The sequence below is a fragment of the Tepidiphilus thermophilus genome, from assembly GCF_001418245.1.
Taxonomy (GTDB): Bacteria; Pseudomonadota; Gammaproteobacteria; order Burkholderiales; family Rhodocyclaceae; genus Tepidiphilus; species Tepidiphilus succinatimandens.
In genome coordinates this window covers 24747-47501 of record NZ_LIPU01000010.1, presented here as the reverse complement: position 1 = coordinate 47501, position 22755 = coordinate 24747, and the positions used below count along the sequence as shown (strand labels likewise).

General features: G+C 66.9%; 23 protein-coding genes and 1 riboswitch. Of the genes, 10 read left to right on the top strand and 13 right to left on the bottom strand.

The annotated features are described in order from the left end of the window. Nucleotides 1-18: 18 nt before the first annotated feature. Nucleotides 19-88, bottom strand: a riboswitch (S-adenosyl-L-homocysteine riboswitch). Between the two features lie 59 nt (nucleotides 89-147). After that, a complete protein-coding gene (locus tag ASC37_RS08445) occupies nucleotides 148-1239 on the bottom strand; it encodes a calcium/sodium antiporter (protein WP_055423965.1) in 1092 nt (363 codons plus the stop codon). A 111-nt stretch (nucleotides 1240-1350) separates the two neighbouring features. Then, nucleotides 1351-2517, bottom strand: coding sequence for a methionine adenosyltransferase (gene metK, locus ASC37_RS08440; protein WP_055423964.1), 1167 nt, complete (start codon nucleotides 2515-2517; stop codon nucleotides 1351-1353). A gap of 303 nt (nucleotides 2518-2820) precedes the next feature. On the opposite strand from metK, the gene ASC37_RS08435 reads away from it, so the two are divergent. Together ASC37_RS08435 and ASC37_RS08430 are read left to right on the top strand one after the other, a co-directional pair. Next, on the top strand, nucleotides 2821-3696 hold the full coding sequence (locus ASC37_RS08435; RefSeq protein ID WP_028873872.1) for a lysophospholipid acyltransferase family protein: 876 nt from the start codon (nucleotides 2821-2823) through the stop codon (nucleotides 3694-3696). Between the two features lie 9 nt (nucleotides 3697-3705). After that, nucleotides 3706-4401: a Crp/Fnr family transcriptional regulator gene (locus ASC37_RS08430; RefSeq protein ID WP_072247965.1), complete on the top strand. Its 696-nt coding sequence runs from the start codon at nucleotides 3706-3708 to the stop codon at nucleotides 4399-4401. A 12-nt stretch (nucleotides 4402-4413) separates the two neighbouring features. Here the strand turns inward: ASC37_RS08430 and ASC37_RS08425 are convergent, their stop codons facing one another. The 4 genes from ASC37_RS08425 to ASC37_RS08410 form a co-directional block, all read right to left on the bottom strand. After that, entirely contained in the window at nucleotides 4414-6231 is a 1818-nt protein-coding gene (locus tag ASC37_RS08425; RefSeq protein ID WP_055423962.1) for a nitric oxide reductase activation protein NorD, read from the bottom strand. Nucleotides 6232-6233: 2 nt separating this feature from the next. Beyond that, entirely contained in the window at nucleotides 6234-7013 is a 780-nt protein-coding gene (locus ASC37_RS08420) for a CbbQ/NirQ/NorQ/GpvN family protein (protein ID WP_028873875.1), read from the bottom strand. Continuing rightward, nucleotides 7010-7804 (bottom strand): uroporphyrinogen-III C-methyltransferase, encoded by a 795-nt coding sequence (cobA, locus tag ASC37_RS08415; RefSeq protein WP_055423961.1) that lies wholly within the window; start codon nucleotides 7802-7804, stop codon nucleotides 7010-7012. The genes ASC37_RS08420 and cobA overlap by 4 nt, the downstream gene beginning before the upstream one ends. Nucleotides 7805-7901: 97 nt before the next feature. Further along, entirely contained in the window at nucleotides 7902-9092 is a 1191-nt protein-coding gene (locus tag ASC37_RS08410) for an NnrS family protein (RefSeq protein WP_055423960.1), read from the bottom strand. Between the two features lie 185 nt (nucleotides 9093-9277). On the opposite strand from ASC37_RS08410, the gene ASC37_RS08405 reads away from it, so the two are divergent. Genes ASC37_RS08405 through ASC37_RS08370 form a run of 8 tightly spaced genes read left to right on the top strand, consistent with a single transcriptional unit; the run spans nucleotide 9278 to nucleotide 17136 of the window. Further along, on the top strand, nucleotides 9278-10993 hold the full coding sequence (locus ASC37_RS08405) for a nitrite reductase (protein ID WP_055423959.1): 1716 nt from the start codon (nucleotides 9278-9280) through the stop codon (nucleotides 10991-10993). Nucleotides 10994-11009: 16 nt separating this feature from the next. Further along, the gene (locus ASC37_RS08400) at nucleotides 11010-11357 is read left to right on the top strand and encodes a c-type cytochrome (RefSeq protein ID WP_055423958.1); all 348 of its coding nucleotides are present in this window, start codon (nucleotides 11010-11012) and stop codon (nucleotides 11355-11357) included. Beyond that, complete coding sequence (locus ASC37_RS08395; protein WP_055423957.1) at nucleotides 11294-12496, top strand: cytochrome D1 domain-containing protein; 1203 nt, start codon at nucleotides 11294-11296, stop codon at nucleotides 12494-12496. Before ASC37_RS08400 ends, ASC37_RS08395 begins: the two co-directional genes overlap by 64 nt. Before the next feature lie 4 nt (nucleotides 12497-12500). Then, complete coding sequence (ahbB, locus tag ASC37_RS08390; RefSeq protein WP_055423956.1) at nucleotides 12501-13472, top strand: siroheme decarboxylase subunit beta; 972 nt, start codon at nucleotides 12501-12503, stop codon at nucleotides 13470-13472. Further along, on the top strand, nucleotides 13469-13936 hold the full coding sequence (locus tag ASC37_RS08385) for an Lrp/AsnC family transcriptional regulator (RefSeq protein WP_055423955.1): 468 nt from the start codon (nucleotides 13469-13471) through the stop codon (nucleotides 13934-13936). Before ahbB (ASC37_RS08390) ends, ASC37_RS08385 begins: the two co-directional genes overlap by 4 nt. Beyond that, on the top strand, nucleotides 13933-14442 hold the full coding sequence (ahbB, locus tag ASC37_RS08380) for a siroheme decarboxylase subunit beta (protein WP_055423954.1): 510 nt from the start codon (nucleotides 13933-13935) through the stop codon (nucleotides 14440-14442). The genes ASC37_RS08385 and ahbB (ASC37_RS08380) overlap by 4 nt, the downstream gene beginning before the upstream one ends. Nucleotides 14443-14455: 13 nt before the next feature. After that, nucleotides 14456-15595, top strand: coding sequence for a heme d1 biosynthesis radical SAM protein NirJ (gene nirJ, locus ASC37_RS08375; protein WP_055423953.1), 1140 nt, complete (start codon nucleotides 14456-14458; stop codon nucleotides 15593-15595). Then, complete coding sequence (locus ASC37_RS08370) at nucleotides 15592-17136, top strand: nitrite reductase (protein ID WP_055423952.1); 1545 nt, start codon at nucleotides 15592-15594, stop codon at nucleotides 17134-17136. Before nirJ ends, ASC37_RS08370 begins: the two co-directional genes overlap by 4 nt. 56 nt (nucleotides 17137-17192) lie before the next feature. Here the strand turns inward: ASC37_RS08370 and ASC37_RS08365 are convergent, their stop codons facing one another. From ASC37_RS08365 to waaC, 7 genes are all read right to left on the bottom strand, one after another. Beyond that, a complete protein-coding gene (locus ASC37_RS08365; RefSeq protein WP_055423951.1) occupies nucleotides 17193-18587 on the bottom strand; it encodes a cbb3-type cytochrome c oxidase subunit I in 1395 nt (464 codons plus the stop codon). Nucleotides 18588-18611: 24 nt separating this feature from the next. After that, complete coding sequence (locus ASC37_RS08360) at nucleotides 18612-19043, bottom strand: c-type cytochrome (protein ID WP_055423950.1); 432 nt, start codon at nucleotides 19041-19043, stop codon at nucleotides 18612-18614. A gap of 86 nt (nucleotides 19044-19129) precedes the next feature. Beyond that, complete coding sequence (locus tag ASC37_RS08355; protein WP_055423949.1) at nucleotides 19130-19513, bottom strand: SirB2 family protein; 384 nt, start codon at nucleotides 19511-19513, stop codon at nucleotides 19130-19132. Nucleotides 19514-19518: 5 nt separating this feature from the next. After that, nucleotides 19519-20817: a hypothetical protein gene (locus ASC37_RS08350; protein ID WP_055423948.1), complete on the bottom strand. Its 1299-nt coding sequence runs from the start codon at nucleotides 20815-20817 to the stop codon at nucleotides 19519-19521. Next, complete coding sequence (locus tag ASC37_RS08345; RefSeq protein WP_082438431.1) at nucleotides 20814-21107, bottom strand: DUF2249 domain-containing protein; 294 nt, start codon at nucleotides 21105-21107, stop codon at nucleotides 20814-20816. Before ASC37_RS08345 ends, ASC37_RS08350 begins: the two co-directional genes overlap by 4 nt. Beyond that, a complete protein-coding gene (locus ASC37_RS08340; RefSeq protein WP_055423946.1) occupies nucleotides 21104-21547 on the bottom strand; it encodes a hemerythrin domain-containing protein in 444 nt (147 codons plus the stop codon). Before ASC37_RS08340 ends, ASC37_RS08345 begins: the two co-directional genes overlap by 4 nt. Nucleotides 21548-21714: 167 nt before the next feature. Then, nucleotides 21715-22707, bottom strand: coding sequence for a lipopolysaccharide heptosyltransferase I (gene waaC, locus ASC37_RS08335; RefSeq protein ID WP_055423987.1), 993 nt, complete (start codon nucleotides 22705-22707; stop codon nucleotides 21715-21717). Nucleotides 22708-22755 lie beyond the last annotated feature (48 nt).

Sequence of the window (22755 nt, the reverse complement as noted above, 5' to 3'; positions counted from 1 at the left end):
TTCCGTCCGGCCGGAGAAGACGGGTGAGCGCCGTTGGATCTGAACCGAGCCTGGCCCGCGCGGGCGGGTTGCAGCGCTCCTCGGTTGCGGGGGATTATAGCAAAGGCAAAGGGTCGCGCAGTCGCTTAGGGGGCCTCGAACAGCCTGCTATTCGCGGCGACCGACGGATTGCACGTAGCGCACCATGAGATAGACTATGGCGAGCGGCAGGACGAAGGAGAGCATGAGCCGGACGTATCCTTCGCTCCAGGGGTGGGCGCTCGCGTCCAATCCCAGATGGACGAGGTAGGCGAGGTAGAAGGCGAGCAGCAAGGCTCCGTCGCTGCGGCGAATTCCGGCGCCGGAGACGATGATGGGTAGCAGCACCACCGTGGTGCCCAGCATGACCCAGGAGTCGACGTGACGTATCGTCTCGCTCACCAGGATTCCGTGCGGCGCGACCAGGGCGGTGGCGCCGAGTACCGAGAGCAGGTTGAACGTGCAGGAGCCGATCACGTTCCCGACGGCCATGTCGCGATGGCCGCGAAGGGCAGCAACGACGGAAGTGGCGATCTCGGGCAGCGACGTGCCTACCGCCACGACCGTGAGGCCGATCACCAGCTCGCTCACGCCAAAGCTGCGGGCGATGCCGGAGGCGGCCCCCACGGCCAGGTCGGCCCCGTAGATGAGGAGCCCTAGGCCGACGAGCACCAGCGACAGCTGCACGCCCGCGTGCGCGTCCCAGCGGCTTTGGGGGATGTCGGTGGCGAGCCCGGCTTCTTCCTGGGGCGAGAGGGTGCGCGTTTGGCGGAGGAGAAAGACCGTATAGGCGATCATCGAGGAAAAGAGGATCAGGCCATCGAGGCGGCTGAGGATGCCGTCGAAGGAGGTGGTGCAGAACAGGGCGACGGCACCGAGCAGCACGGGGATTTCTTGCCGCAACAGTTGAGAGTGGACCTGGATATGCCCGATGATCGCGGTGACGCCGAGGATCAGCAGGATGTTGGCGATGTTGGAGCCGATCACGTTGCCTAGCGCAAGATCGGGCGCACCGCGCAAGCCCGCGCCGACCGAAACGGCGAGTTCGGGGGCGCTGGTGCCGAAGGCGACGATGGTGAGCCCCACGACCAGGGGCGAGATGCCGAATCGTGTGGCGAGGCGCGCGCCGCCGCGCACGAGCCATTCGGCGCCCAGGGTGAGCAGCCCGAGGCCGGCCGCGAGCAGGATGAATTTGAGCAGGAGCGAGGCATCGGAGGACATGGGGCGGATTTTAGCTCAGGGGGTCCGCGTCATGGCAGCGGGAAAAACTGATGATGCCTTCGAAAAATCCACCCGGACGTACCGTGCGGTACGTCCGGGCGCTTCGGTGGGTCACAGACCGGCGTCGGCGCGCAGCGCTTCGGCTTTGTCGAGCATCTCCCAGGTGAATTCGGGTTCCTCGCGGCCGAAGTGGCCGTAGACGGCGGTTTTGGAATAGATGGGACGCAGGAGGTCCAGCATTTCGATGATGGCGCGCGGGCGCAAGTCGAAGTGCTGGCGCACGAGGGCCTCGATCTTCTCGTCGGGGACCTTGCCGGTGCCGAAGGTCTCGACCATGAGGCTCACGGGACGGGCCACGCCGATGGCGTAGGCGATCTGCACTTCGCAGCGATCCGCCAGACCCGCGGCCACGATGTTCTTCGCCACGTAGCGGGCGGCGTAGGCCGCCGAGCGGTCGACCTTGGAAGGATCCTTGCCGCTGAACGCGCCGCCGCCGTGGTGCGCCGCGCCGCCGTAGGTGTCGACGATGATCTTGCGCCCAGTGAGGCCGCAGTCGCCGTGCGGCCCGCCGACGACGAAGCGCCCGGTGGGGTTGATGAGGTATTTGATGTCGGGGGCGCGCAGCTGCGGCGGAATGATGGGGTGGATGATCTCCTCGATCACCGCCTCGCGGATCTCGTCGTAGGTGATGTCGGGGTGGTGCTGGGTGGAGAGGACGACCGTCTCCACCTGGGTGGGTTTGCCGTCGACGTAGCGCACCGTCACCTGCGACTTGGCGTCGGGCCGCAGCCAGGGAAGCCGGCCGTCCTTGCGCACTTCGGCCTGGCGCTGCATGAGGCGGTGGGCGTAGTAGATGGGCAGCGGCATGAGCACCGGGGTTTCCGTGCAGGCGTAGCCGAACATGAGGCCCTGGTCGCCGGCGCCTTGGTCGAGCGGGTCGTCGAAAGCCTTGCCCACGCCCTGGGCGATGTCGGGCGACTGGCGGTTGATGGCGGTGAGGATGGCGCAGGACTTGTAGTCGAAGCCGATGTCGGAATCATCGTAGCCGATGCGGCGGATGACGTCCTGCGCGATCTCGCGGTAGTTGGGGTGCGCCTTGGTGGTGATCTCGCCGGAGATGACCACCAGCCCGGTGGAGACGAGGGTCTCGCAGGCGACGCGCCCGTGGGGGTCTTCGCCGAGGATGACGTCGAGCACGCCGTCGGAGATCTGGTCGGCGACCTTGTCCGGGTGCCCTTCCGAGACGGATTCGGAGGTGAAGAGGTATTCCTTGGCCATGCAATCGCTCCCTTCGATCCCCGTGAGGCGGCGTGCCGGCTCTGGGGATCAGGGAGCGGCGACGCTTTAGCGGTATTTCTTGGGCAGCTCGACTAACCTGCTGCGCGGCTGCATGGCGGCGTTGCGCGGTGCTCGGATGCTCGCCTATCTGGGTGATATGTCTCGCATCCTGCGCTCCGGGCGCCTTGCCCTGCAGCCGCTCGCGACGGTTCTTCGATCTGCCCTTCTTGTCCGCCCCGCAAGTTGTCGGATTAACTCGGCGGATGAGCGATAATTATAAATCTTCTTCAAGGTAATGAGGAAATGTCCCGTCTGCTGGTTGCCTTGCTGTGGGTGTTGCATTGGCTGCCGCTGCCGCTGCTGGCGGCGCTCGGCCGCGGTTTCGGGGCGCTGCTCTTTCATCTGGCGCGCTCGCGGCGCCACGTGGCCGAGGTGAATCTGCGGCTGTGCTTTTCCGAATGGACGGAGGCCGAGCGGCGTGCCGTGCTGCGCGAGCACTTCCGCCTGCTGGGGCGCAGCATCCTGGAGCGGGGGATTTCCTGGTTTGCCCCGGCCGAGCGCATCCGGCGGCTGGTGCGGCTCGAGGGCAAGGAGCATCCGGATGGCGTGCGCGCCCAGGGACGACCGGTGATCCTGCTCGTGCCCCACTTTCTTGGGCTGGACATGGGCGGCACGCGCGTGGCGATGGAGTACGACGGGGTCTACGTCTATTCGCGCCCCAAAAGGGACCCGGTGGCCGATCGATGGCTCAACTGGGGGCGTTCCCGCTTCGGCGATCAGCTGCAGGTGGCGCGCCAGGACGGTATCCGACCGGTGGTGCGCGCTTTGCGCGCCGGTCGGCCGCTCTATTACCTGCCCGACCTGGATTACGGGCGCAAGGAGTCCGTCTTCGTGCCGTTCTTCGGTGTGCCGGCGGCCACGATCACGGGTCTGTCGCGCCTGGCGCGGCTCACCGGCGCGGCGGTGGTGCCCTGCGTCACCGAGATGCTGCCCGATGGAAAGGGCTACGTGACGCGCTTCGGCGAACCCTGGGCGGATTTCCCTTCCGAAGACGAAGTAGCCGACGCGGCACGCATGAACCGCTGGCTCGAAGGCGAGATCCGTCGCATGCCGGCGCAGTACCATTGGGTGCACCGGCGCTTCAAGACGCGGCCTCCGGGGGAGCCGCGGCTGTATTGAGGGGGGATGATGGACGAGACGCAGCATCTCGCGAACCGGCTGCGACGGGTGGCATTGTTCGCCTTGCTGGACGAGGAGGAGTTGGAAGCGCTGGCGCGGCGCTGCCGGCCAGTGCAGCTCGCGCGCGACGAGGTGCTGTTCTTGCGCGGCGAGCCGGCGCGCGGTTTTTACCTGGTGGAGCGCGGGCGCATCAAACTGTTTCTCGATTCTCCTTCGGGGGCGGAGAAGATCGTCGACACCGTCGGGCCGGGCGGGACCTTCGGCGAGGCGGTGATGTTTCTCGACCAACCGTATCCGGTGTCGACGGCGGCGCTCGGCGAGGCCGAGCTCGTCTTCGTGCCCAAGGAGGCGGTGGATGAATTGCTGGAGCGTCGGCCGGACTTTTGCCGTCGCATGCTCGCCGGCATGGCGATGCGGTTGCGCGTCATGGTGCGCGATATCGAGGCGTATTCGTTGCAGACGGCGGCCCAGCGGGTGATCGGCTATCTGCTGCAATCCTGCGAGCACGAGCGCGGGGAGGCAACGATCGAGCTGCCACTGCCGCGCTACGTGATCGCCTCGCGCCTCAACCTGACGCCGGAGACGCTGTCGCGCGTTTTCCATGAGCTCGCGCAGCAGGGAGTGTTGCGATCCGAAGGGCGTAGGGTGGTGGTGCCGGACGTGGGGCGGTTGAGGGATTATGGGGGGAGGGAAGAGCGGCGCTGAATGCGAGCGGTTTCACGGCTGGGTGAGCTCGGCGTAGAGCCGAGGCAGGCGGGCGGCGAGTTCGCCGAGGCGCTGCACGACGACGTGGCCATCATGGCCGAAGAGGTAGGGCAGAACATCGGCGGCTTCGCGGTCGATCGCGACGCAGAAGGGGCGGATACCGCGCCGGCGGCATTCGAAGAGGGCGCGCCGTGTGTCTTCGATGCCGTAGCGGCCGTCGTAGTGGTCGATGTCGTGCGGTTTGCCGTCGGTGAGCACGAGCAGCAGTTTTTGCCGCGAAGCCGTGGCGGCGAGCCGGTCGGCGGCGTGGCGGATGGCTGCGCCGAGGCGGGTGTAGTCGCCGGGGCGTAGCGCGAGGATGCGACCGCGCACGGCCGGCCCGTTGCGCTCGCCGAAATCTTTGAGTCGATGGTAACGCACGTGTGCGTGGCCGAGCGAGGAAAAGGCGGCCACGGCAAGGGCGTCGCCCGCCGCTTCGATCGCCTCGGTGAACACGAGCAGCGCGTCGCGGATCACATCGATGACGCGGTGCGCATCATCGGCGTGCGCGTCGGTAGACAGCGACACGTCGGCGAGCAGCAGGCAGGAGAGGTCGCGCGCCGTGCGCGGGGTGTCGATATAGCGCGGTTGCGCCGAGACGGGGCAGCCGGAGCGCAGTTCGGCGTGGCGACGGACCCAGTCGTCAAGATCGAGCGCGTCGCCCTCGGGCTGACCCGCCTGGGGCCGGCGCTCGCTGCGGATGCGTTCGAGTTCGGCGCGCAGTCGTTGCGTGAGCGGGCGAAGCTGTCCGGGCAAAGGGGCGGGCATCGCCTCGTCACGGGGCAGATCGATGCGGCAGTGATCGGGGCGGTACTGGCCGCGGCGATAATCCCATTCGGGCAGCAGGATTCCCTCCCTCAGCCTTTCATCGGCGTCTGCGGCGGGCGGGCGTTCCAGGTCCATGCGCACGCGGGAGGCGACGGGGTCGGAGTCCTCGGCGAGCGCCAGCCGTTCGAGCTGGGCGGCGGCACGTCCGGCTTCGTCCCCCTCGGCGTCTTCGAGCGAGCGGTCGACGCGCACGTATTCCGCCCAGCACAGCAGGCTCTCGGCGCGAAACGCGAGCAGCATGCCGTGCTGCGAGCCAGGGTCTTCCGTCGCCTCGGTCTGGATCGGGGCCGCGGCCGAAGAGGAAGCCCCGTCCTTGGCGGTAGGCGGGGGACGGCGCCGAGCCGCTGCGGCATCGGTCTCCTGAGGCATCAGCCACAGCATCACCGGCCGCGGTGGGCGCGGTGAGGCCGGAAAGGTGCGCACGCTGCCGGGAGCGCGCAGGGCGGCGCGGATCGCTTCTTCCACGGCAGCGTCGACCGGGGGCAGCTGGTGCGGTAGGGGGCGAAGCGCGAGGCTTGCTGCGACGAGGCGATCATAGCGTTCCTGCCACGCAGGGTAGCGGGCGAGCGCCACGGCGGTGGCGCGCTGGTTGGCGAGCCACCACGGTTCGCCGTTGGGGACGAAATGGGCGGCGAGCAGGGCGAGCCAGAAATAGAGGTCGCGGTTGAGGGGGCGTTTGGGAAAATGGGCGATCGCGGCGGGAAGGCGCAGCTCGTCGGCGGTGAGATGGGGAAGTTCGGTAAGACGGCCGGTTCCGGCGAGCCGTTCGCGCCACGTACGCCGCCCTTCGTGGATACGGCGTTCGGCCACGGCGAATCTGCGTCCGGCCTCGCCGCCCACGCCGCGGAAGAATACCGACAGGGGGCGCCGTAAGGATTCGAGGCGGATTTCGGCCTGGGGGTGGTGCGCTTCGGCGAGGTGCCGCACCCAGCGATCCCACAGCGCTCCGGCCCAGGTCTCCATGGCTATTCGCCGAGCACGGTGCGCACCAGCTCTTCGAGCCCGGCGGTGACCTCGGCATCGTCGGACAGCGCCTCGACGAGCGCCGCGCGGCAGGCGGCGAGCACCGGCAGGCCGCCGCGGATCAGCAGGGCGGCATAAACGAGGAGCCGCGTCGAGGCCACTTCTTCGAGATCGACCCCGTCGAGCCGGCGGATGGCGTTACCCAGGGCGACGAGACGCCGCGCGAGTAAGGCGTCGCACCCCGTTTCCCGCTGCAGGATGCGGATTTCGCGCGCCTCGTCGGGAAAGCCGAAACGCAGCGCCACGAAACGTTGCCGGGTGGAGGGTTTGAGCCCTTTGAGGAAATTCTGGTAGCCGGGATTGTAGGAGACGACCAGCATGAATTCGGGCGGTGCGGCCAGCAGCTCACCCGTGCGCTCGAGCGGCAGTGTGCGGCGGTGGTCGGCGAGCGGATGGATGACGACGGTGACGTCCTTGCGCGCCTCGACGATCTCGTCGAGATAGCAGATGCCGCCCTCGCGCACGGCGCGCGTGAGCGGCCCGTCCTGCCACACGGTCTGTCCGTTTTGCACGAGATGGCGTCCAACGAGGTCGGCGGCGGTCAGATCGTCGTGGCAGGCCACGGAGAAGAGCGGTAGGCCAAGGCGCGCCGCCATGTGGGTGACGAAGCGGGTCTTGCCCACCCCTGTGGGGCCTTTGATGAGCACGGGCAGGCGGTTGCGCCAGGCGTGTTCGAAGAGTTCGACCTCGTCGCTGGCCGGTTCATAGGCGGGAAGCGTCATGGCGTGGCTTTCGATGTGACAGTGGATTCAGCAAGGGCCGCCGCTCGGGGCGCGAGCCGCTCGGCGAGCCCTACCACGTCGCCCACCACCAGTAGCGCCGGCGGGGCGAGTTCGGCGGCGGCCGCCAAGGCAGGCAGGCTCGCCAGCGTGCCGCTGAGGCGTTCGGCATCGGGCAGCGTCGCGTTGCGCACCACGGCCGCGGGCGTGTCGGCCGGCAGGCCGTGGGCGACGAGTTCGCGGCAGATCGTGGGCAGGGTGCTCACCCCCATGTAGAAGACCACCGTCTGGCGCGGCCGGGCGAGCGCTTCCCAGTCGAGCAGCAGGGCGCCGTCCTTGAGATGCCCGGTGACGAAGAGGCAGGATTGGGCGTGGTCGCGGTGCGTGAGGGGAATGCCCTGGCTCGCGGCCATGCCGCAGGCCGCCGTGATGCCGGGCACGACCTCGAAAGGGATGCCGGCTGCGGCGAGCGCTTCGGCTTCTTCCCCGCCGCGCCCGAAAATGTAGGGGTCGCCCCCCTTGAGCCGCACGACCACTGCGCCGGTCTGCCCGAGTTCGACGAGAAGCGCGTTGATCTCCTCCTGGGGGAGCGTATGCCGGCCGGCGCGCTTGCCGACGAAGACGCGCCGCGCCTCGGGGCGGACGCACTCGAGCACGGCCGGGCTCACCAGGTTGTCGTAGACGAGCACCTCGGCGGCCTGCAGCAGGCGCAGTGCTCGCACGGTGAGCAGTTCCGGGTCGCCGGGGCCGGCGCCCACCAGATAGACTTTCGGTGCGATCGTTTTCCGCTTCATCGTCTCGTTCCCTGCGGTCTTTATCCTGGTTGCGGTTTGTACCACGGTTTGGCCTGCGTCTTCATGCCGCGCGGGAAGATGGAAAGAGCGCGGGCGTTCAACCGGGACGTCCATCGGGGCGCGGGCGCACGAGGCGCGGGACGAAACGCCACAGGTAGAGGAGATAGGCGAGCGCAAAGGCGAAGGCGCTTGCGTGCAGCATGCCGTTCCCCATGGCCGGGAAGGTCGCGAGTTCGCGCAGCAGCGCCGCGGCGAGCAGCACGAGGAAGGCGGAGTGGAGGCCGCGAGGGGTGCGGTTGGGGTGATCGCCGGTGTGGCCGAGCGCCGTGCGCGTCATCATGCCGAGCGTCATGGAGCCGATGCCGCCCACCGTGAGCAGGTGCACCGCGGCGCTGCGCCAGGACGGGGCGAAAGCGGCCAGCCCGTAGGCGAGGACCCCTGCCGCCGTCAGGGCGAAGCCGAGATGCAAGATCCACACCATGGGGTTGGTCCAGACGGTCCGGTGCAGCCAGCGCCGGCTCTGGCGCAGGGCGATGCCGGACGTCACCACGGCGAGCACGGCGATGAGCGGTGCGGGCGCACCGAGGGCCGTGGCAAGCGCCAGCGCAAACCCGCCGACCACGGTACCGGCCTGCACCCAGGCTGGATTGGGGACTTGCGGCAGACCGAGCGCCCGGCTGGTGAAGAAGGCGATGACCCGCATGCCGAGGAAGAAGATCATCCCGGCGAGCCACAGGGCGCCGGCATCGAGCCAGGCGAGGGGCTCGCCGTCGAGTTTTCCTTGCACCGTGCAGAAAAACCCCGCCTCGAAGCCCGCGAACAGCAGCAGCAGGAGCGGCACGACGTAGTTGCGCCGGTTACGCGCGGCGAGCACGGAGCGGGCAAGCCAGAACGCGGCAAGGAGAAGAAAGGCAAGCGCGGCGCCTGCAGCGGCAGGAAAGGCGCGCTCGCCGAGGAACCAGGCCAGCCGAGCCACGAGCCACAGCAGCACGAGCACGCCGAGACGGACGCCGCGAAGCGGCGGCTGTCCCGTCCAGCTTGCCACCGCCGTATGCAGAAAACCGACGACGATCGCTGCGCCGAAGCCCCAGACCATCTCGTGCGCATGCCACCACACGCCCGGCAGGGCAGGTGCGCCGCGCAGGGTGACCGCCCAGTAAGGTACGGCGAGCACCGCGAGCAGGGCTCCGAGCAGATAAAAGGGGCGGAAGGCCATCGCCAGCCAGGCGGCAAGGCTCGGACGGGCGGAGGTGGGTGGGTGCGGTTCTTGCAGAGGGATGCCGGTCATCGAGAGACTCCGCAGGCAGGGTTGGGGGACATTGTGCTTTTCAGGCGTCAGATCGTCCTTGATCGCAGTCAAGATGGTGCGGCGAAGACCATTTTCTTCGAATTGACTTGTGTCAAGGAAATCGCCTTGCGTCGTCTCTAGAGTGGAAGCATCGCAAATTTTTTCATCGGCGGGGAGGATCGATCATGGGACGGAGCAGAAAAGCGTTGGGCACGCTGGCGGTGCTGCCGCTGGCCATTGGCATGGCCTGGGCACAGGAGAAGCCGGTCACCGAGGAGGAGATCCGCTATCAGGCCGGCAGCTCGCCCTTGGCCGAGGTGGAGATGTACCAGGACATCAATCCGAAAGCGCCGCCGATGACCAAGACGGAGTTCGAGAAAGGGCGCAAGATCTATTTCGAACGGTGCGCCGGTTGTCACGGCGTGCTGCGCAAGGGGGCCACGGGCAAGCCACTCACGCCGGACATCACTCTGGAGAAAGGCACCGAGTACCTGAAGGTCTTCATCAAGTACGGCTCGCCGGCGGGGATGCCCAATTGGGGCACTTCGGGCGAGCTTACCGACGAAGAGGTCGACCTCATGGCGCGCTACGTGCAGCAGACGCCGCCGCAGCCGCCCGAATACGGCATGCCGGAGATGAAGGCGACCTGGAAAGTGCTGGTGCCGCCGCAGGAGCGACCGAAGAAGAAGATGAATGCCTACAACCTCGACAACCTCTTCTCGGTGACGCTGCGTGACGCCGGCCAGGTGGCGCTGATCGACGGGGACACGAAACAAATCATCGCCATCATCCCGACGGGCTACGCGGTGCATATCTCGCGGCTTTCTGCTTCCGGGCGCTATCTCTACGTGATCGGGCGCGACGCCAAGATCAACCTCATCGACCTGTGGATGGAGAAACCGGACACCGTGGCCGAGATTCGCGTCGGCCTGGAGGCGCGTTCGGTCGAGACTTCCAAGTACAAGGGCTATGAGGACAAATACGCCATTGCCGGTTCCTATTGGCCGCCCCAGTACGTCATCATGAATGCGGACACGCTCGAGCCGCTCAAGATCGTCGCCACGCGCGGCATGACGGTCGACACGCAGGAATATCATCCCGAGCCGAGGGTGGCTTCCATCGTGGCGAGTCATTTCCGGCCGGAATTCGTCGTGAACATCAAGGAGACAGGCAAGACGCACCTCGTCGATTACACCGATCTGCACAATCTGAGAATCACCGAGATCGAGATGGCGCGTTTCCTGCACGACGGCGGCTGGGATGCCTCGAAACGCTATTTCCTCGTGGCGGCGAACCAGTCGAACAAGGTGGCGGTGATCGACGCCAAGGAAGGCAAACGCGCCGCGCTCGTCGATGTCGGCAAGATTCCGCACCCGGGGCGCGGCGCGAACTTCGTCCACCCGAAGTACGGTCCAGTGTGGGCGACGGGGCATCTGGGCGACGATTCGATCGCGCTCATCGGCACCGACCCGCAAAAGCACCCGCAATATGCCTGGAAAGTGGTGCAGTCCTTGCCCGGCCAAGGTGGAGGGAGCCTCTTCATCAAGACGCACCCGAAGTCCAAGCATCTCTACGTGGATACCCCGCTCAACCCAGATGCGAAGATTTCGCAATCGGTGGCGGTGTTCGACATCGATGCTTTGGACAAAGGCTTCAAGGTGCTGCCAATCGCCGAATGGGCGGGGATCGATGACGACGGGGCCAAGCGGGTGGTGCAGCCCGAATTCAACAAGGACGGCACTGAAGTGTGGTTCGCCGTGTGGTCGGCGAAAGACAAGCAGTCGGCGCTGGTCATCGTCGATGACAAGACGCTGCAGCTGAAAGCGGTGATCAAGGATCCGCGCTTGATCACGCCGACGGGGCACTTCAACGTCTATAACACGCAGCATGACGTCTATTGAGACGAAGGGCGAGGGGATGCGGTGCTGGCAGGGGGTATTCGGCGTGGCTTGGGGGCTGGTCTTCGCCGCTGCGGTCCACGCCGAACCGGGGGTAGAGCGTCAGGAGGCGCTCGTGCGCCTGGTGCGCCAGGACTGCGGTGCTTGCCACGGCCTGAGCCTGCGAGGTGGGCTGGGGCCGGCGCTCACGGCGGAGCGGCTCGCCGGCAAGGACGGGGAGATGCTGGCGGCGGTGATCGCCCAAGGTCGCCCCGGCACGCCAATGCCGCCCTTTTCGGGGCTACTCGGTACGGAGGAGATCACATGGATCGTCGAGCGTTTGCAAGAAGGCTTTCCTCCGCTGCCCGCTGGTTCGTCTTCGCACTGAGTGCCGGCGTCGTAGGACTGTCTGGGGCGCAGGAGCGCGGTACGGGCGATCTGGGAGTGGTGATCGAGCGGGCGAGCGGCAGCGTGCTGATCGTGGCGCACACCACGCCCGAGGTGCTCGCCCGCGTCGAAGGGCTGGGGGATCTGTCGCATGCCTCAGTGGTTTTCTCGCGTGATCAGCGCTTCGCCTACATTTTTGGGCGCGATGGGGCGCTCACCAAGATCGATTTGCTGCGACCGGGCATCGTCGCTCGGGTGCAGCAGGCAGGAAATTCCATCGGCGGGGCCATTTCGCAGGACGGGCGCCTCGTCGTGGCCCAGAACTACGAACCCGGTGGTATCGTGGCGTTCGATGCCGACGATCTGCATCGGGTGGCCGAAGTACCGGCCAAAGCAGGGCCGGACGGCAAAGCCTCGAAAGTGGTGGGGCTGGCCGATCTGCCGGGGCAGCGTTTCGCCTATGCGCTCTTCGATGCTGGCGAGATCTGCGTGAGCGACTTCTCCGTGCCCGACACCCCCCGTACGGAGTGCGCTTCTGCCGGTCGCCAGCCCTATGACGGGCTGGTGACTCCGGACGGGCGTTTCTACCTTGCCGGGCTTTTCGGCGAAGATGGTGTGGCGCTGTGGGATTCCTGGCATCCGGAGGCCGGGGTGCGCCGTATCCTCGACGGATATGGCCGGGGCGAGGCCCTTCTGCCCGTCTATAAGATGCCGCATCTGCGGGGTTGGGCACAGGCCGGAGAGCGTCTCTTCCTTCCGGCGATCGGGCGGCACGAGGTGTTGGTCGTCGATCGGCGCGATTGGCGTGAGCTCGGACGTGTGGCCGTGGCGGGGCAGCCCGTTTTCGTCATGGCTCGTCCGGACGGGCGGGAGATCTGGGTGAACTTCGCTTTCCCTGACAACGGTCGCGTGCAGGTGATCGATGCCGAGACGCTGACGGTGCGTGATACGCTCGTACCGGGACAGGCGGTATTACATATGGAATTCACGCCGAAAGGGGATCAGGTGTGGGTGTCGTGCCGCGACGACGACCGCGTCGTGGTCTACGATGCGCTGACGCACCAGGAGCGCAACCGTTTTGCGGCCCGAAGCCCCAGCGGAATTTTTTTCACGCACCGTGCCACGCGTTTCGGGATGTGAGTCGATGGATACGCTGCTTTCCTTGGTCAATCGCTGGCAGCGGGGTTTCCCACTCGTGCCTTCGCCTTTTGCGGCCGTTGCCGGGTACGAGGGAACGGGCGAGACAAAGGTGATCGAGGCGTTCGCCGCCGCCCGGAAGGCAGGATGGATGGCGCGGCTGGGGCCGGTGTGGGCACCGCGGCGCCTTGGCTGGAGTACGCTCGCGGCCGCGCGCGTACCGCCTGACAAGCTCGATGCGGTTGCCGAGTGCGTGAGCATCTTTCCCGAGGTGAATCACAACTATGCCCGCGAGGACGAATGGAATCTGTGGTTCGTAATCACGTCTCCTTCCGAATCGCGGGGCCGGGCGATACTCGTGGCGATCGAGCGGGCTCTGGACGTACCGGTGATCGCCCTGCCGTTGCGCACCGAATTCTTCGTCGACCTCGGCTTCGATCTGACTGGAGAGAAGAAACGCGCGCCAATCAAGGCGGAGGTGCCGACGCAGGCGAGCCTCTCGGCCGAGATGGAACCCTTGGTCCATGCGCTCTCGGCGGGTTTGCCGCTGGTGCCGCATCCCTATGCCGCGGTGGGGGAGGCAATCGGCTGGTCGGAGACGGCGGTGATCGCCCAGCTCGAGCAGTGGATCGGCACGAGGGTGGTGCGCCGCATCGGGGCGGTGGTGCGTCACCGCCGTCTCGGCTACCGGGCCAATGCCATGTGCGTGTGGGATGTGTCCGACGATGCAGTGCGCGAGGCAGGCGAGCGGCTTGCTCTCGAGCCGGCGGTGAGCTTGTGCTACGAACGTTTCCGCGCGCCTCCGCACTGGCCCTACAACCTCTATGCGATGATCCATGGCCGCGATCGCGAGACGGTGTTGCGCGAGCGCCATCGTCTTGGGGTTGAGCTCGGGCTCGATCGCTGGCCGCACCGGGTGCTTTTCAGCACCAAGGAATACAAGCAGACCGGCGCGGACTACACGGGGCGGGAGCGATGAGAGAGAGGAGGCCGGCGACGCTCGATGATCTCGATCGGCAGCTGCTGTGGGCGCTGCAGGATGACCTGCCCCTGTGTGAGCGGCCTTTCGCCGTATTGGCCACAGGGCTCGGGGTGAGCGAGGAGGAGGTCCTGCAGCGGCTGCGGCGCTATCTCGCCGAGGGGATCGTGACGCGCTTCGGGCCCTTCTTCCAGGTCGAGCGCATGGGGGGCGCGTTCTGCCTGGCGGCGATGGCGGTGCCCGAGGAGCGCTTCGACGAGGTGACGGTCGCCGTCGGCGCCTTTCCCCAGGTGGCACACAACTACCGCCGCGAACACGCGCTCAACATGTGGTTCGTGCTCGCGGCCACGCGCCCCGAGGGAATCGTCGAGACGGCGCGGGCGATCGAGAATGCCGTCTCTCTGCCGGTGTGGCTCTTCCCCAAGGAGCGCGAGTATTTCGTGCGCTTGAGGTTGCGTCCATGAACGGCGAGGCGCCCTTCGTGCCCGACGAGCGGGACCGGGCGTTGATGTTGGCTACGCAGGAAGGGCTGCCGCTCGCAGTGCGGCCGTACCACGCGCTGGCCGAGCGCTTGGGCTGGGCGCCGGAGGAAGTCTTCGCACGGCTCGCGCGGTTGCACGCGGTCGGGGTGATCCGCCGCATCGCCGCCGCCCCCAACCACTATGCCTTGGGCTATGTCGCCAATGGCATGAGCGTGTGGGACGTGGACGATGAATACGTCGATGATCTCGGGCGCTGGCTCGCCGAGCAGGGCGAAGTGAGCCACTGCTATCGTCGGCCACGTGCCCCGCCGCTGTGGCGCTACAACTTGTTCGCCATGTTCCACGCGCGCGAGCGCGTCGAGGTGGAGCGGGCGGTCGCCTCTGTCGCAGCCCTGCTCGCCGCGCGCTTTCCGGGGGCCGTGCGCGCTCACGAGGTGTTGTTCTCCAGCCGTATCCTGAAAAAGACGGGTGTACGGCTGGATTTCTGAAAGGAGCAGGACCGTGTTTCGCCTGAGCGCCTTCATCGATGAACTCTTCTCGCCCACGCCGGTCGGACCGCGCCGTCGTCCGCCGGGGCCGGTGGTGATCTGGAACCTGATCCGGCGCTGCAACCTCGCTTGCGAGCACTGCTATTCCCTGTCGGCCGACGCCGACTTCGCCGGCGAGCTCGGCACCGCCGAGGCGCTCGCGGTGATCGACGACCTGGCGCGCTTTCGCGTGCCGGCGCTGATCCTCTCCGGCGGCGAGCCGTTGCTGCGGCCGGATCTCTTCACCCTGGCCGCGCACGCCAAAGCACAGGGGATGTACGTGGCGCTGTCGACCAATGGCACGCTCATCGACGAGGCGATGCTCGATCGCATCGCCGCGGCCGAATTCGACTATGTGGGCATCAGCCTCGACGGGCTCGAGGCCACGCATGACCGTTTTCGCCGTCACGTGGGGGCGTTCGCCGCCAGCGCACGGGCCGTGCGCGGCGCCGTGGCGCGCGGCCTCAAGGTAGGGGTGCGCTTCACCCTCACCGAGGGCAACGCCGCCGACCTCGTGCCGCTTCTTGACTGGGTTCGTGCCGAGAACGTGCCCCGCTTCTATCTCTCGCACCTCAATTACGCCGGACGCGGCCGCAAGAACCGCGCTCAGGACGCCGCGGTCCAGACCGCCCGCTGGGCGCTGGAGACGCTCTTCGAGCGCTGTCTGCAGGAATGGCAGGAAGGAGGAAAGCGCGAATACACCACCGGCAACCAGGATGCCGACGGCGCCTTCTTCCTGCTGTGGGTGCGGCGGCGTTTCCCCGAGCGGGCGGCGCACATCGAGGCCAAGCTGCGGCAATGGGGGGGCAACGCGAGCGGCGTCAATATCGCCAACATCGACAATCTGGGCAAAGTGCATCCGGACACGATGTGGTGGCATCTGCGGCTCGGCGATGTGCGCGAGCGCCCCTTCTCCGCCATCTGGTCCGATCCCGAAGACATGCTGCTGGCACGATTGCGCGAACATCCCCGCCGGCTCGAGGGGCGCTGTGCCCGCTGCCGTTTCCTCGACCTGTGTAACGGCAGTTCGCGCGTGCGCGCCAAGATCGGTGCCGGATCGCCCTGGGGAGAAGATCCCGGCTGTTACCTCTACGACGAAGAGATCGCCGCGTGAAATCCCTTCTTGCCTGTCTCATCGCGGCGCTCGGCGTCGTACCCCTTGCCCGATCCGAGGAGCCAGCCGTCCTCTATGCCCGGCATTGTGCGAGCTGTCACGGCCCCGATCGCTGGGGGCGGCTGGGGCCAGCATTGCTGCCCGAGAGCCTGGAGCGCCTGCGGGCGCCGCAGATCGCGGCGGTGATCCGCGACGGTCGCCCTGCCACGCAAATGCCCTCTTTTGCCGGGACGCTGGCCGAGGAGGACTTCGCCGCGCTCGCCACTTGGCTGCTGCGTCCCGCTGCCGAGCCGCCGCAGTGGGACGAGGAACACATTCGCGCCAGTCGCGAGGCGCAACCGCCGCGTCCGCTCGCGCGGCCGATCCATGAGGCCGATCCGCGCAACCTCTTCGTCGTGGTCGAGCAGGGGGATCATCACCTGAGCGTGCTCGACGGCGATCGCTTCACCGTGCTCGCCCGTCTGCCGACGCATTTTGCCGTGCATGGGGGACCGAAATTCTCGCCGGACGGACGCTTCGTCTACACCGCCTCGCGCGACGGCTGGGTGGAGAAATTCGACCTGTGGGCGCTCGAACGCGTGGCCCAGGTGCGCGTCGGCATCAACGCACGCAACCTCGCAGTCTCGGCGGATGGACGCTTCGTGGCCGTGGCCAATTACCTTCCTCACACGCTCGTCATCCTCGATGCCGATCTCGAACCGGTGAAGATTCTCACGGCGACGAGCCGCGACGGCAAGACCGAGTCGCGCGTCTCGGCCGTCTATGACGCGGCTCCTCGCCGCAGCTTCGTCGTCGCGCTCAAGGACCTGCCGCAACTGTGGGAAGTGAGCTACGACGAGCACGCCGCCCCGGTCTACGACGGGCTGGTGCACGACTACCGCATGGCCGAGGCGCTCGGCCGTCCCGGTTTTTTGCATCCGCGCCGCGTCGATCTGGATCTGGTGCTCGACGATTTCTTCTTCGACCCGTCCTACCGCCGCGTCCTCGGCGCTTCGCGCGACGGCCGCGCCCAGGTGATCGATCTCGACGTCGGCCGCCCCGTGGCCGAACTCGCCCTCGACGGGATGCCGCATCTCGGTTCCGGCGTCGTCTTCGAGCGGCAGGGGCGAACCCTGATGGCCTCGACCAATCTGCAGCGGCCGGTGCTGTCGGTGATCGACCTCGACGACTGGCATACCGTCGCCGAGGTGCCGCTGTGCGGGCAGGGGTTCTTCGTGCGCACCCATGAGAACAGCCGCTATGCCTTCGTCGACGGCATGATGACGAAAGAGTGTCGCGACGGCATCCAAGTTCTCGACAAGGAGACGCTGCAGATCGTGGCGACGTTGCGCCCCGAACCAGGAAAGACGTTTGCGCACGTGGAATTCACGCGCGATGGCCGCCATGCGCTGGCGAGCGTCATGGAGCCGGCTCCCGATGGCGCCTTGTGGGTGATCGATACGCAGACGCTGCAGCTCGTGCGCCGCATCCCCATGAACAAGCCCATCGGCAAGTACAACGTCGCGAACAAGTTGGAACGCTCCGGCGGTACCAGCCACTGAAACGTTCGGGGGAAAGAAAGGACGGAGACTCGAGCCTCCGCCCTTTGTCGTCCGGCTCAAGAACGCGCTGCCTCACCATAGGCGGGGCTGCCCTTTACGCCGATGAAGAAACTCGCCAAATAGGTCAAAAGCCCGACCAGGAACACCACGCCCGTGCCTTCCCGCAGCCAGTAGAAGAAGGCGATTTTCTCCTGCGCCGCCATGAAGGGCAGCGGCGTATCACCCATGCGCTGCAGCCAGATCTGCAGCAGGCCGGCAGCGGTGAGAAAGAGGGTGATGAACACCATCGACACCGTCATCAGCCAGAATCCCCACATCTCCAGCACCTGCGAGCGGTTGCCCTGCGCGGTGCGCCCGTGCAGCTGCGGCCAGGCGTAGGAGAGGATCGTCAGCACCACCATCACGTAGGCGCCGTAGAAGGCCATGTGTCCGTGCGAGGCGGTGAGCTGCGTGCCGTGGGTGTAGTAATTCACCGGCGCGAGCGTGTGCAGGAATCCCCAGACCCCCGCGCCGAGGAAGGCCATCACGCTGGTGCCCAGCGCCCACAGCGTCGCGGCCCGGTTGGGATGATCGCGCCGGCGGCGATTGACCATGTTGAAGGCGAAGAGCACCATGGCGAAGAAGGGCAACGGCTCCAGCGCCGAGAAGAGCGAGCCGAGCCACTGCCAGTATTCCGGCAGACCGATCCAGTAGTAGTGGTGCCCCGTGCCGATCAGTCCGCTCACCAGCGTCAGGGTTACGATCACGTAGAGCCACTTGTCGATCACCTCACGGTCGACACCGGTGATCTTGACGAGCACGAAGGCGAGGATCGCTCCCATCACCAGTTCCCACACGCCTTCCACCCACAGGTGCACCACCCACCACCAGTAGAATTTGTCGCGCACCACGTTGATCGGATTGACGAAAGCGAAGAGGAACATCAGCGCCAGTCCCCACAGGCCGAAGAGCAGCACCGAGGTGATCGCCGTCTTGCGCCCGCGCAGATAGGTCAGCGACAGGTTGTAGAGCAGCGACAGGGCCACCAGCACGATGCCGATCTTGGTGAGTGTCGGCTGCTCGAGGAATTCGCGTCCCATCGTCGGTAGGAATTCATTGCCGGTGAGCTTGGCGAGCGTGGCATAAGGGACGGAAAGATAACCGATCACCGTCAAGCCAGCCGCCACGAGGAAGACCCAGAAAGTGACGAGCGCGAGCCGCGGTGAGTGCAGCTCGCGTTCGGCCTCTTCCGGTACGAGGTAGTAGGCCGCGCCCATGAACCCCATCAGCAGCCAGACGATCAGCGCGTTGGTGTGCACCATCCGCGCCACGTTGAAGGGGATGTGAGGAAAGAGGAAGTCGCCGACCACGTACTGGAGCCCCATCACGAGGCCGAACAGGATCTGGGCGACGAAGAGGGCGAGCGCGGCGACGAAATAGGGTTTCGCGACCGCCTGGGAAGCGTATTTCATGGGAAATTCTCCTGGGGGAACCGGTCATCCTTCGATGTTGGGGGGCCAGCCGGCCGTATCGATCTCGGAGACGTAGCGCAGAAATTCCACCAGATCGTCGAGCTGTTGCTCGCTGAGATGGAACTGCGGCATCTGACGGCGACCGGGTGCGCCGGTGGGTTGGCTTTGGATCCAAGCTTTGATGAACTCCGGTCCGCGCCGTTTATAGACGTTGCCCAGTTCGGGGGCGAAATAGGCACCCTCGCCGAGCAGGGTGTGGCACCCGATGCAGTTGTTCTCCTCCCAGATGCGCTTGCCGGCGGCGATGGCCGGGTTGGTCGCGATCTGCGCCCGCTGGTCGCGCTGCGGCAGCACGCTCTCCGTGTGCAACGTCACGCCGAGGAACAAGAGGACGGAAAAGAGCGTGCCGCCATAGAACATGTTGCGGGCGGCGCTCGTGCTGAAGAAAGAGGCCATGCTGTTCTCCTTGGGGATTCGGCAGACCGAGGATAGGGAAGGGCGGCTGGCGGCGCATTGATTCGCGTCAAGTCGCCCGATTCCGTCTAACCGAACCATCCCCAAGGCGATTTGCGTACCGCGCAACCCACGATCTGGGCAAACGAGAAAAGGGCGAGGACGAAGGCGAGCCGTTGCTGGCGAGGTGTGCGTCCGTGCCCGAGGGCGACCGAACCGGCGAAGATATAGGCCAGCAGCCACAGCAGCTTCACGCCGAACCAGGAAACAGTGAATGGAGAGAGGCGCAGCAGGACGGCAAGGCCGATGCCGGCGGCGAAGAGCAGCGTGTCGTTGACGTGGGGCAGGACCCGCAGCAGGCGCCGTTGCAGGAGCGCTGGCCGGTACTCGGCGAGGACGTATCGAACGAGGAAACCGGCCAGACTCAGGCTCACGAACGTGAGGTGCAAGGTCTTGAGCGTGTCGTAGTCCATGGCGCTCACCCCGGTGAGGTCGTCGAGGGAGGTACTTCGACCTGCGCTTGCGTCGTCTGCGGCCAGCGGCGGTAGGTGCGCACCGCCAGCCACAGGATGTACCCCAGCTGCGCCGCGCAGGCGATCACCGCCAGCCCCGCCAGGCGCATGAACGGTTCGGGGAAGATCAGCCCGGCAAGGAGCAGTGCAGCAGCGAGCGCGTGCATCCTCCAGAGCCGGTCGGCCTGCGCTTCGGGCGTGATGCGCAGCATCGTCGGGGGGAATCCCTGGCGGCCGGGGCGCTGCTGCAGGTGCAGCCAGGTGAGAAAGGGCAGGATCTTCACCCACATGCCGCAGATCACCGCCGCGAATCCACCCCAGAAGACGATCACCCCTGCCCACCAGGGCGAGAGCACGTCTCCCGCCGCAAGGAGAGCCGCGAGTGGCGCCGCCAGGGTCGAGACCATGGCCATGCGCCACAGTTTCCAGGTGGCGTCGTGCCGGGGGCGTTTGCTGCGCGCCTGCAGCTGCAGCGTCTGCACCGTGAAGGGCGGCACCAAGAGCAGCGCACCGAGTACGGCCGTGCCCGTGGCCACCTCGTTGCCGAACGCCACGCCCGCGCCGACGGCCAGCGGCAGCAGCCACAGGGCTTTACCCCAGCGCGCCCGGAATCGCTCCGGGTAGGGCGGCGTGAGCTGGAACATCGGCACCACCGCGTAGGCGATCGCTGCCACCAGTCCCAGCCCCCACACGCTCCAGGCGCTCGCCACATGCCAGCTTACCCAGGCGAAATGATCCGCCAGCCAGATTCCCTCGCGCTGCGCGAGTAGCCCCAGCCCCAGCAGCGCCGTGAGGGCGAATCCGGTCAAGGCCCGGCGCAGATCCCCGCCGGCCGGATTGCGGGCGGATGCCAGGGCGAGGAAGGCGATGGAGAGGAAGACCGCGAGCGTGCCCGTGAGGAGCATCGCGGCCGTTCCCGTCAGCGCCGGATTCGGCCAGAGAAAGGAGGCGGCGAGCAGCAGCACCCCCGTTCCCCAGGCGGCGGGTAACAGATGCCAGCGGAACATCATCGGCGGCCAGACGGCGCCGGCGAGCACCGGCAGCACTTGGACCAGCGCTCCCAGCATCACGCTGCCCATGAACCCGAGCGCCGTGAGGTGGGTGAGCGCGAGCGCGGCCGGTGTCCACCGGCTGAGCACCGCCGTTGGCCCTTCGAAGAGAAGCAGTAGGCCGGTGAGCGCGAGCATGGGGGGCGCCAGCGCGAACCAGCGCAGCGGCACCGCGTACGGCGGTGAGGATTTGACGTCGAGCGGCTGGGCTTTCATCGCGCGTTCGTCTCGATGCCGTTCAAGGGGCGGAAAAGATGAACCTCCACCGTGCCGTCGTCGTGGACATACTCCCGGTGCGCCCAGCCGTCCGGTTCGATCGCCTCGAAGAGTGGCCAGGGAACGCGATAGAGCAGCAGCCGCACCCAGCGCCCACCTTCCAGCCGTTCGAGCAGCTCGAGCGTGCGCACGAAAGGATCGGGCGGCAGCAGTTCCCGCGCGTCGAAGAGCATCGCCTCCGTCTCCGCGTAGCCTTCGGGGGCTCGGTGGAAGGGGGGTGAGCCGGTCATGGCGAAGTCGCGGCGAGCCGTCGGGCAATCGCCTCGCGCTGTGCCGTTGCCAGTGCCTGGTCGCAAAGAGGGTAGAGCACGTTCTCTTCTTTCATGTTGTGTTGCTGCAGCATCACGAGCAAGGTCTCGAGCAGATCGCGCACCGACTCCGTCTCTTCCGCTTCAATGGCGGCGGCAAGCGGCGCGAAGAGCTCGCGCATCTGCGCGTGCTCGAGCCGCATCGCTTCGGTGGGTCCGCTGCTCATGCCCGTGGTGGCTTCGAATGCGGGAAAGAGCGCCTCCTCCTCTACGAGGAAATGATGCAGCAATTCGGCCTCCAGCGCTTCCCAGGCGTCGAGAGCCGAGGCGGTAGGACCGGTGAGCAGCGCTGCTTCCACCGCCGCGAAGCCGTCGTCGGCATGGCGGTGGTCTCGGGTGAATAAGGTGGCGATCGTGCTCATTTATGTCTCCATGTCGGGGCTTCCGGCGCTCACTGTAGCGAGGCGCTGCACCCGGCGCCTTGACACGGGTCAAGAGCGATCGTGGCATCGATCCGATGATCGCTTTGTCGCAGGAAACACGCCCGGAACACGGCGGCGAGGGGAAACCGCGCTCCCGGTTTGGAGGGTCAGCCGCTGTGCCGGGACATGGCTGGGGGCCGGTCGAGACGCTCCAGCGCTTCCAGGACGGCGGCGGGTGCTGGAACCTGGCCGACGCCGCCGAGATTGATCGCCGACTGCGCGCGGCCGGGGAAGACGCCAGTGCGCTGCGGGTCGGTATCGGTGTAGAGCGCGACGGTGGGGACGTCGAGCGCCGCGGCAAGGTGGACCAAACCCGTATCCACGCCCACCACGGCCCAGGCACCGGCAAGCAGCGTGGCGAGCTGGGCAAGGCGCAAGCGCGGCAGCACCAGGGCGTGCGGCACCTGGGCGGCAATCGCCTGGGCGCGCTCCCGTTCCCGCTCGTTGCCCCAAGGCAAGACGAGCGGCACTCCGGCTGCGGCAAGCGTGCGCCCGAGTTCGACCCAATGCGTCTGCGGCCACAGCTTGGAATCGCGGCTGCTCGCGTGCAGGGCGACGGCGTAGCATGGCGGCAGCTCGAGCGGCAAGGGCTGCCGGGGGGGGCGGATGCCGTAGTCGGGCGCCGTCTGCGGAGGGGGATAGCCGAGTGCGGCCGCTGCCAGCAGCCGGTTGCGCGTCACCGCGTGCAGCGCACGCGAGACGGTGTGCCGGTGGGGATAGAAGAGGGCAGCGAGCGGCTCGCGGATGGAGCGCCGATCGTAGCCGTGCCGCTCGCCGCGCGCCTGCAGGGCGATCAGCGCGCTCTTGAGCAATCCTTGGCTGTCGAGCACAAGGTCGTAGCGGCACGCCCTGAGGCGCTGGCGAACCGCGGCGATCTCGCGCCATGTGGCGGCAGAAAAAAGGCTGCGGCGCCAGCGGCGGATCGCTACCGGAAAGACATGGTCTACCGCCGGGTGCAGGGCAGGGATGTCGGCGAAACTTTCTTCCACCACCCAGTCGAACCGCATGTCGGGATGGTGGACACGGATGTCGGCGAGGATAGGGAGGTTGTGGATGACGTCGCCCAGCGACGAAGTCTTGATGAGCAGCAGGCGTGGCATGGGGGAATTTTCGCATACAATGGAAACTTTGGCCGTGCGGCGGCGATG

Coding starts and splice junctions, on each gene's coding strand:
- ASC37_RS08445 (WP_055423965.1), bottom strand. CDS start 1,239: ATGTCCTCCGATGCCTCGCTCCTGCTCAAATTCATCCTGCTCGCGGCC.
- metK (WP_055423964.1), bottom strand. CDS start 2,517: ATGGCCAAGGAATACCTCTTCACCTCCGAATCCGTCTCGGAAGGGCAC.
- ASC37_RS08435 (WP_028873872.1), top strand. CDS start 2,821: ATGTCCCGTCTGCTGGTTGCCTTGCTGTGGGTGTTGCATTGGCTGCCG.
- ASC37_RS08430 (WP_072247965.1), top strand. CDS start 3,706: ATGGACGAGACGCAGCATCTCGCGAACCGGCTGCGACGGGTGGCATTG.
- ASC37_RS08425 (WP_055423962.1), bottom strand. CDS start 6,231: ATGGAGACCTGGGCCGGAGCGCTGTGGGATCGCTGGGTGCGGCACCTC.
- ASC37_RS08420 (WP_028873875.1), bottom strand. CDS start 7,013: ATGACGCTTCCCGCCTATGAACCGGCCAGCGACGAGGTCGAACTCTTC.
- cobA (WP_055423961.1), bottom strand. CDS start 7,804: ATGAAGCGGAAAACGATCGCACCGAAAGTCTATCTGGTGGGCGCCGGC.
- ASC37_RS08410 (WP_055423960.1), bottom strand. CDS start 9,092: ATGACCGGCATCCCTCTGCAAGAACCGCACCCACCCACCTCCGCCCGT.
- ASC37_RS08405 (WP_055423959.1), top strand. CDS start 9,278: ATGGGACGGAGCAGAAAAGCGTTGGGCACGCTGGCGGTGCTGCCGCTG.
- ASC37_RS08400 (WP_055423958.1), top strand. CDS start 11,010: ATGCGGTGCTGGCAGGGGGTATTCGGCGTGGCTTGGGGGCTGGTCTTC.
- ASC37_RS08395 (WP_055423957.1), top strand. CDS start 11,294: ATGGATCGTCGAGCGTTTGCAAGAAGGCTTTCCTCCGCTGCCCGCTGG.
- ahbB (WP_055423956.1), top strand. CDS start 12,501: ATGGATACGCTGCTTTCCTTGGTCAATCGCTGGCAGCGGGGTTTCCCA.
- ASC37_RS08385 (WP_055423955.1), top strand. CDS start 13,469: ATGAGAGAGAGGAGGCCGGCGACGCTCGATGATCTCGATCGGCAGCTG.
- ahbB (WP_055423954.1), top strand. CDS start 13,933: ATGAACGGCGAGGCGCCCTTCGTGCCCGACGAGCGGGACCGGGCGTTG.
- ASC37_RS08365 (WP_055423951.1), bottom strand. CDS start 18,587: ATGAAATACGCTTCCCAGGCGGTCGCGAAACCCTATTTCGTCGCCGCG.
- ASC37_RS08360 (WP_055423950.1), bottom strand. CDS start 19,043: ATGGCCTCTTTCTTCAGCACGAGCGCCGCCCGCAACATGTTCTATGGC.
- ASC37_RS08355 (WP_055423949.1), bottom strand. CDS start 19,513: ATGGACTACGACACGCTCAAGACCTTGCACCTCACGTTCGTGAGCCTG.
- ASC37_RS08350 (WP_055423948.1), bottom strand. CDS start 20,817: ATGAAAGCCCAGCCGCTCGACGTCAAATCCTCACCGCCGTACGCGGTG.
- ASC37_RS08345 (WP_082438431.1), bottom strand. CDS start 21,107: ATGACCGGCTCACCCCCCTTCCACCGAGCCCCCGAAGGCTACGCGGAG.
- ASC37_RS08340 (WP_055423946.1), bottom strand. CDS start 21,547: ATGAGCACGATCGCCACCTTATTCACCCGAGACCACCGCCATGCCGAC.
- waaC (WP_055423987.1), bottom strand. CDS start 22,707: ATGCCACGCCTGCTGCTCATCAAGACTTCGTCGCTGGGCGACGTCATC.